Annotated in this window: 8 protein-coding genes; 5 read left to right on the top strand and 3 right to left on the bottom strand. The window is 64.9% G+C overall.

Annotation, left to right across the window (positions count from 1 at the left end; genetic code table 11):
• Positions 1–138: 138 nt before the first annotated feature.
• Genes KA354_15875 through KA354_15865 form a run of 3 tightly spaced genes read right to left on the bottom strand, consistent with a single transcriptional unit; the run spans position 139 to position 2,952 of the window.
• On the bottom strand, positions 139–921 hold the full coding sequence (locus KA354_15875) for an ABC transporter permease (GenBank protein MBP7936120.1): 783 nt from the start codon (positions 919–921) through the stop codon (positions 139–141).
• A 14-nt stretch (positions 922–935) separates the two neighbouring features.
• The gene (locus tag KA354_15870) at positions 936–1,853 is read right to left on the bottom strand and encodes an ABC transporter permease (GenBank protein MBP7936119.1); all 918 of its coding nucleotides are present in this window, start codon (positions 1,851–1,853) and stop codon (positions 936–938) included.
• Positions 1,846–2,952, bottom strand: a complete 1,107-nt coding sequence (locus KA354_15865; GenBank protein MBP7936118.1) for an ABC transporter ATP-binding protein — start codon at positions 2,950–2,952, stop codon at positions 1,846–1,848. The genes KA354_15870 and KA354_15865 overlap by 8 nt, the downstream gene beginning before the upstream one ends.
• 463 nt (positions 2,953–3,415) lie before the next feature.
• Between KA354_15865 and KA354_15860 the strand changes: the two genes are divergently transcribed.
• The 5 genes from KA354_15860 (at position 3,416) to ribD (ending at position 8,294) form a co-directional block, all read left to right on the top strand.
• Entirely contained in the window at positions 3,416–3,952 is a 537-nt protein-coding gene (locus KA354_15860; GenBank protein MBP7936117.1) for an N-acetylmuramoyl-L-alanine amidase, read from the top strand.
• Positions 3,953–4,063: 111 nt separating this feature from the next.
• Positions 4,064–5,323 carry a hypothetical protein gene (locus KA354_15855; GenBank protein MBP7936116.1) on the top strand — a complete coding sequence of 420 codons (1,260 nt, stop codon included), beginning with the start codon at positions 4,064–4,066 and terminating at the stop codon, positions 5,321–5,323.
• A 73-nt stretch (positions 5,324–5,396) separates the two neighbouring features.
• Positions 5,397–6,275 (top strand): TraR/DksA C4-type zinc finger protein, encoded by an 879-nt coding sequence (locus tag KA354_15850; GenBank protein MBP7936115.1) that lies wholly within the window; start codon positions 5,397–5,399, stop codon positions 6,273–6,275.
• Between the two features lie 94 nt (positions 6,276–6,369).
• Positions 6,370–7,077, top strand: coding sequence for a signal peptidase II (locus KA354_15845; GenBank protein MBP7936114.1), 708 nt, complete (start codon positions 6,370–6,372; stop codon positions 7,075–7,077).
• Positions 7,078–7,136: 59 nt separating this feature from the next.
• On the top strand, positions 7,137–8,294 hold the full coding sequence (ribD, locus tag KA354_15840) for a bifunctional diaminohydroxyphosphoribosylaminopyrimidine deaminase/5-amino-6-(5-phosphoribosylamino)uracil reductase RibD (protein ID MBP7936113.1): 1,158 nt from the start codon (positions 7,137–7,139) through the stop codon (positions 8,292–8,294).
• Positions 8,295–8,362: the final 68 nt, after the last annotated feature.

Raw genomic sequence — 8,362 nt, 5'->3', positions numbered from 1 at the left:
CCCCAGACTCAACCACCACTCCGGATCCGGTGTCAAGCCAGGCAAACCGGTCAACCCCACCCCCCTGTCCAGAGAGCCGGCCCAAGCCATCGAAAGGGGGCCATCCCCCCCAATCAGCGGGACACCCCGTCTCGCCCGTCACTCCTGCCCCCTCCGCGCCAACCCCTGCAAACCGAACACCAACAGAATGGTGAACAAAAAAACAAGCGTCGACAGGGCGTGAAGCTGCGGGCTGATCCCGCGACGAAGAGACGAATAGATGTAAATCGGCAGCGTCATCGACTCCGGACCGGCAGTGAAAAAGCTGATCACGAAATCGTCCAGCGACAGGGTGAAGGCCAACATGGCCCCGGCCACAATCCCAGGCATGAGCAGCGGCAGCATCACCCGCCGCAGCAGGTAAGGGGTATCAGCATACAGGTCGCGGGCGGCCTCCTCGAGCGTCCGGCCAATGGTCGCCAGCCGGCTCTGTACCACCAGGGCGACAAAGGCAACCTGAAAGGTCACGTGGGCAATGATCATGGTCAGCATGCCAGGATTGAACAGGTCGGAAAACACCCGCAGCAGACCAAAAGCCACGACCAGGGCGGCCGCGAAAATGATGTCCGGCGTCACCACCGGCAAGTACAGCGAGAAGTCCAGAAAACCACGGGTCCAACGCGGCCAGGGAAACCGCGACATGCCAACCGCCAGCAGCGTGCCCAGAACCGTGGCCAGCACCGTCGAAACCACCGCCAAAACCAGCGTGTTCCAGCCCGCCTCCAGCACGATGTCATTGCCCATCAGCTCGCGGTACCACTTCAGCGTGAATCCCTTCCAGGCCAGCCCATGCCGGTTCAGGTTCACCGAGAAAACCGCCACCGCCAGCATCGGGGCGTACAAAAACGCCAGCGTCACAACCGCCGGGACGGATACCCACATCGGCACGCGGCGATTCACAGCCAGTCCCCTCCTCCCCGGTCGTTACCGCCGGAACGGCGAAGCAGGAACAAACCCACCAGCGTCAGCACCATCAGGGCCAGGCTGATCGCCGCCCCAAAAGGCCAGTCGCGGCTCGCACCAAACTGCTGCTGGATCAGGTTGCCGATCAGCATGTGCTTGGCCCCGCCAAGCAGGTCGGGCACGACGAACACGCCCATGGCCGGTATGAAGGTCAGGATCAGGGCCACCGTCAAACCCGGAATCGTCTGCGGCACGATGGCGTGCACGAAAATCCGCCAGCGCGAGGCATACAGGTCCTGGGCGGCCTCCACCACCGACCAGTCCAACCGCTCGACGCTGGCGTACAGCGGCAACGCCGCAAAGGGCAGGAAGCTGCTGACCATGCCCAGGTAGACGGCCACCGTCCCCGGGTACAGCGCCCAGCCCTCCGGCAGCCAGCCGAACCAGTGTGCCAGCCGGGCCAGCGGCATCTGGTTCGACAGGAATAACTGCCACGCATAGCTGCGGATCACCAGGTTGGTGCAGAAGGGAATGATGATCAGGGCTAGCCACAAGTAGCGAGCCCGGCCCCGCCGCGACGCAATGAAAAAGGCCAGCGGATAAGACAAGACGACCCCGAACACCGTCGTGACCAGGGCAACCCACACGCTGCGGAGCAGGATCAGCAGGTAATCGGCCGACCAGCCGAACAGACCGTAGCCCAGAAGCCGCTGGAAGTTCTTAGGCGTAAAATGCCAGACAACCTCGCCGTAGGCGCCACGCTGGGCAAAGGCCACCGCCACCAGGGCAATCGAGGGTAACGTGAGGAACAGAGTCAACCACAGCAGCGAGGGCAGGACAAAGCACCCGCCCCGAAGGAACAGCCGCCGCCCCGTGGCTAGCTCCCCGTACCAGATGAGCAGTCTAGTCACTTAAGGGCACCAGGTATTCGGGCCGCAGCTCCAGCCACACCCGGGCCCCCACGCACAGCTCCGGTCGTGGCGCGGTGCGGACCCGCAGAGAACCCGGCTCAACGAAAAGGTCCATATGATCGCCACGGTAGATCAACTCCCGCACCCGCCCAGCCACACCGTTCACCCCCGGACGGCGACGACAGACTTGGATCCGCTCAGGACGGATCGCCAGCGTGCCCTCGTCCCACCCCGGCGGCTCGTCCACCTTGAGCAGGCCAACTCCCGTCCACACCAGACCGCCGGCTCGCCGCCCGGCGATCAGATTGGCCGAACCCAGGAACTCGGCCACGAAACGGTTCACCGGACGCTCGTAAACCTCGGACGGCGTGCCACTCTGCTCGATCCGACCCCCACGCATGACCAGCACCCGGTCGGACACGGTCATCGCCTCCTCCTGATCGTGGGTCACCAGAATGAACGTCGTCCCCAGACGACGCTGCAGCCCGCGAAGCTCAATCTGAACCTCGGCCCGAAGCTTGGCATCCAGCGCCGACATCGGCTCGTCCAGAAGCAACAGCGCCGGTTCATTCACCAGGGCTCGGGCCAGGGCCACACGCTGTTTCTGCCCGCCCGAGAGCTGGTGCGGGTAACGCTTGGCCAGAGGCTCCATCTGCAGCATCTGCAGGGCCCGGCCAACCCGGAGCTCCACCTCCGCAGCAGCCGTCCGACGCGAACGAAGACCGAAAGCAACGTTCTCCGCCACACTCAAATGCGGAAACAAGGCATAGCTCTGGAAAACCGTGTTCACCGGCCGGCGGTTGGCGGGCAAACCCGTCATCCGCTTGCCACTCAGAATCACTTCACCGCGATCAGGCAGTTCCAGACCGGCCAGAATCCTCAGCAGCGTCGTCTTCCCACAGCCGGACGGGCCCAGCAGGGTAACGAACTCGCCATCCCCCACGCCAAAGCTGATGTCGGTCAGAACCTCAACGTCCCCGAAAGACTTGCAGATGCCTTCCACCACCAGATCGGTCACGCCCGCCGGAGCGACCGGGACATCCACAACCGGCCCATCCACCCGCGATGCCCGTATGCCGGCCAGGAAACCCTGACCCATCCGGTCTGCCGGCCCTATGACGGATTGAATCGATCGCCTTTCCAACGACTCTTGCGGCCCTCGCCCAGCAATCTTCCCATCACGGCACCCGCTCGCTTGGGTCCCGCTCTCTTCCCTTCCAACAGAGAATATGAAACACACACCCCCGTCGCAAGACTTATTTCCGCTTTTCGACCAGAAGCGGCTCCACACCGCCTCCATCCTCCCACTCGCAACGACCACAAGTTGACGGCTAACGCCCGGCCACTAAACTCCTGGAGTGATGTCCAGTCTCCGACGCCCTGTCGCCGCAGCCTTCTGCCTCTGTGCCCTTGTCTCATTGACCGGTTGCCCCGAACGAGAGTCAGTCATCACCAACCTGCCGGGACCTTACTACCATCCGTTTCCGGTGCGACCCACCCAGACGTTCCCCCCCCTGCCCCCCAGGCCCCCAACGCCTACACCACGACAAGTCCGCGGCACCGTGATGCTGGACCCAGGACACGGCGGCAAAGACGCCGGCACTTGGCCCAGACACTCCACCACCTACCCCGAGAAAACCCTGGTGCTCGACATCGCCATGCAAATAGGCCAGATCCTGGCGGCCCGCAACGTCCGCGTGATCATGACCCGCAGGTCCGATGTGTACCCCAGCCTCGAACAGCGATCCGTGATGGCCGATCGGTCCGGCGCCGATCTGTTCGTCTCCATCCATGTCAACTCCGCCCCACGCAACCGGAGCGCCTCCGGCGTCGAGGCCCACATCTACACCCAGGCAACCTCCACCAGCAGCCGAGCGGCACAATGCATTGTCGCCGCCCTCAAGCGGTCAGGCATCAAAACCAGGGCCATCCAACGCAGCGACTTCCACGTCTTGCGCGAACACTCCCGCCCTGCCGTCCTCATGGAATGTGGCTTCCTCACCAACCCCCAGGATGCCGCCGCCCTCAACAACGGCGCCTATCGGGCCAAGCTGGCCGCCGCCATCGCCGAAGGCATCGCCGACTTCCTGGCCCAGTGACGCCATTCCGCCGCCTACCCGCCTCGCCTGACGCTCCACCACTGCCCACACGCCAATCCGCTCCGCTTTCCTTGAGACCCCCGCGCAGCCCGTCCGATATTGCCAGAAGCCATGGAAACCACCGTCATCTTCGAGGACGAAGCCTATCGCCAGCTGCTCCCGCTGACCTACTGGCGGACGTGTTTCGAACTGCGCACCGGCTATGGCCGACTCACCGACCACATCACCGCCAGCCTCAACGGCTCGGAGGTGTCATACTATTGCCGCCCCATCATGGCAGCAGTGACGGCCGAACGCTTCGCCCAGCCGGTCAACCGCGTCCCGGCTGGCGAGGCGGCCGTCTTCATCAATGGCCGCCTCCTCCTAACCAGCCCGCTGGACCTTGGACCCTTGCCTTCCGCCCAATGGCAGGACGGCTGGCTCGTCGCCCTCCGGGCCAACCAGGAAATCTTCGAGAAACTCAGCCCTCAAACCTGGCTCGACCGTGTGCTTCTTCGACAGGTGCTCGCCGGCATCCCCGAGCATCGCTTCGTCCAAACGCCGAAGCTGATCGGCTACCCCTGGGACCTGGTCGCCGCAAACCCAGATATGCTCAACTTCGGATGGAGGCGGGCGGGCTCGCCAGCCGGCTTGGACGGCCGCATCTGCCAGGGCGTTCACCTGCTCAACGAGTCCGCCATCCACGTCGGGGCCAGGACCGTCCTGAAACCCGGCGTCGTCCTCGACGCCGAGCATGGGGCCATCTACGTCGGCCAGGACGTCACCATCGCCCCCAATGTCAGCATCGAAGGCCCCTGCTACATCGGAGACGGCTCCTTGATCCAGCCCGGAGCCACCCTCCGCGACGCCATGAGCATCGGACCACGCTGCAAAGTCGGCGGCGAACTGGAGTCGTCAATCATCCACGGCTTCTCCAACAAACAGCACGATGGCTTCCTTGGCCACTCCTACGTGGCCGAGTGGGTCAACCTGGCCGCCGATACAGTAAACAGCGATCTGAAGAACACTTATGGCACGGTTCGCGTGCCAATCAACGGTGTCGAGGTCGAATCGGGACAAATGTTCGCGGGCTTAACCATCGGCGACCACAGCAAGACGGGCATCGGCCAGATGTTCCCTACCGGAGCCGTGGTCGGCTTCGGGTCCAATATCGCAACCTGCGAGTTCGCCCCCAAGTTCGTTCCGTCGTTCACCTGGCTGACCGCCACGGCCCGCAAACCTTACGAGCTCGGACGGTGCCTGGAGGTCGCCAAACGGGTCATGGCCAGACGACAAACCGACATGACGGCCGCACAGGAGGCTTTGTTTCGGGAGCTTCCGGGCTTGGCCGAAATCGCCGAGGCGCCTGCCCTTGACATTAAGGCCAATTGAACATATACTAACAAGGCTTAGGGCTTATCCTTTCATCTTGTCAGATATAAGGTTGCGCGAACGAGGGTGGAGCGTGGCGAAAAAAGCGACAGTTAAGAAAACAGGCCAAAAGGCGGCACCCAAGGCGGGAAAGATCGCCCGACCCAAGAAGGCCGTGGAAACACCTCGGCCGGCCAAGAGTGCCTCACCTCGTCCCCGCAGCGCCACCGCCGGCAACCAGGCCCCTTCCCGCAATCTGACCCAGCCAGCCAAGCCGGGCAAGCTCCCAGTCAAGACCCGGCCAGCCAAGAAGGCCGGACAGGAGATTGCGACCTCAGCACAACCCAAAAAGCCAGCGATCACCAAGACGACCACCCCCGAAGTCAAAAAGACCCCGGTTGTGAAGATCGAGCCCGTCAACCGTGCCCCAGGCGGTAACAACCGCCAGCGGGCTGGGGGCCCAGGTGTCGATGGCCACCCCAAGACCAAGCCCCGCCCGGCGGACGGAATGGCGTCAGCTCGGCACCCCCGGCCGGTGCGAATTGACCGGCGGCCCGTGATCCCCGAGTTGCCCGCAGAGATTCCGCCAACGTACCTGACCCCGGCAGAACTCGAGAGCTTCCGCGAGATGCTGCTGGAGAAGCGCCACGAGCTCATCGGCGATGTGGCCAACCTCGAGGACGGCGCGATTCGTTCAGGGGGAGGGCAGAGTACCAGCGGTCTGTCGTCAATGCCCATCCACATGGCCGACATCGGAAGCGACACTTGGGAACAGGAGTTGACCCTCGGCTTGATCGAGAACGAACGCGGGCTGCTCCGCGAGATTGACGAAGCCCTCGAACGGATCCAGGATCGTACCTACGGCATGTGTCTGGCCACGGGGAAGCCGATCACCAAGGCCAGGCTGCGAGCCAAGCCATGGGCCAAGTACTGCATCGAGTATGCCCGCAAGCGTGAGCTGGGATTAGTCTAGCCGTCCTCGCCCGATCTCCTCTATGGCAGAAAGTCCGCAAATCACCGCGTATCAGCAACTGGACTCAGCCCCTGTTCTCCCGGTCCCATCCGCGATGCGTGATCTGCGGTCGCACCTCCGACTGTGGCCGGCGGCCGCTCTGGGACTGCTCGCGGATCTCTGGTCCAAGGACTGGGCCTTCTCCCATCTGAGTGCGAACCCCGACGCCTCGACCTCGATGGAGATCATCCCGCACTTGATGACCTTCCGGCGGTCGCTGAACACCGGCGCCTTGTTCGGCATGGGCAAAGGCCTGGTGCCCCTGTTCATCGCCGCATCGGTGGTCGCCCTGGCCTTCGTCCTCTACCTGTTCTATCACAGCAGCCGCGAACGCCGAAGCCTCCACGTGGCCCTGGGACTGGTCCTGGCGGGCGCACTGGGCAACATGTACGACCGGGTGTTCATGGTGGCCGACGTGGTCCATTACACCGTCGGCGACCGCGAGTACGCGGATGCGGTCAAGCGGCTCCCGGAGCTGGACCGCCCCGGCGTCAAAATGGTCGGAACCTGGCCCAATGGCGAGCATCCGCGGCCGTTTCCTGACTCTCTCCAGCCGCGGTTCCATCAGCAGGGGGTGGTTCGCGACTTCGTCAAAATGGAACCGCGCTTCACAGTCGCCGGCCAGCACATCGAGATCTGGCCCTGGGTGTTCAATATCGCCGACGTGCTACTCGTCGTGGGCGTGGGTCTGCTCATGCTGAACTTCTGGTGGGAGCGAAAGGCGGAGAGGGCCGCCCACCAGCAGGCAAGCCAGAGTCCTTGACACCCGGCGAGAGGACCCGTGGCCAGGAAGCCCGTGGCGCGCCGGTGCGCCGGTGGAAGATGCTCATGCCTCGATGCGCTTTCACGCCTGACGACGAGCAGCACATGCGGCGGGCACTCGCCCTAGCCGCTCGCGGGCAGGGTTTCGTCGAGCCCAACCCGATGGTCGGCTGCGTGATCGTCCGGAGGAATCGCGTGGTCGGGGAAGGATACCACCGCCGGTTCGGCGGACCACACGCCGAGGTTTATGCCCTTCGAGCCGCCGGGCGGCTCGCGCAGGGTGCCACCGCCTACGTGACCCTCGAGCCCTGCTGCCACTTCGGCAAGACCCCCCCCTGCACCGATGCACTCATCGCCGCCGGCATAGGCCGCGTCATCGTGGCCGCGCGCGATCCCTTCCCAAAGGTGGCAGGAAGAGGGTTAAGGAAGCTCGCAACGGCGGGGATCGGCGTCGCGGTCGGCCTGCGCGAAGCCGACGCCGTGGAGCTCAACCAGCCGTACCTCAAGCTCCAGCGCCGGGGCCGGCCGTGGGTCATCCTCAAATGGGCCCAGAGTGTCGACGGCCGGATCGCCACCCGCACCGGCAACTCGCAGTGGATCAGCTGCAAGCGATCGCGGGTCTTGGCTCACCGCATCCGCGGCCGGGTCGATGCCGTCATCGTCGGCGTGGGTACCGCGTTGGCCGACAATCCGCTACTCACCTGCCGTCACGGACGCCCCCGGCGGACGGCCACCCGGATCGTGATCGACCCGCGGCTGCGCCTCCCGCTGAGATCGCGGCTGGTCCGCACCGCCCGAACCGTGCCGACCATGGTCGTGGCCAATCAGCGATCGGCTTGCGGCCTGGCCGCCCGCAGGCTCGCCCGCGCCGGCGTCGAGGTGCTCGGCGTCCCTTCCACACGTTCCCGGCTGGACCTCGGCTCCCTCCTCGATGAACTCGGCCGCCGGCGGATGACCAACGTGATGGTCGAAGGGGGCGGCCAGACCCTGGGCCGCTTCTATGACGCGGGCCTGGCGGATGAGGCGATCATCTTCGTGGCCCCGTGCCTCATCGGCGGCGCGACGGCCACCGCGCCCCTCGCCGGCCTGGGCCCCGCGACGATGAAGGACCTGCACCAACCAGGGCGCGCAACCATCACCCGATCCGGCGACGACCTCATGTACACGCTGCGACTCGGGCCTGCTCGCCGGGGGGCTGCACCCCTGTCCACGGCGTGAAGCCCTGCGGCTCGGGACGTGCCGCGCCCGCTTCTGCACACACCCCGCCGGCAGCCTGGTCGACAGTC

Source organism: Phycisphaerae bacterium (assembly GCA_018003015.1).
Lineage (GTDB): Bacteria > Planctomycetota > Phycisphaerae > UBA1845 > PWPN01 > JAGNEZ01.
This window is presented reverse-complemented; position numbering and strand designations above follow the sequence as displayed.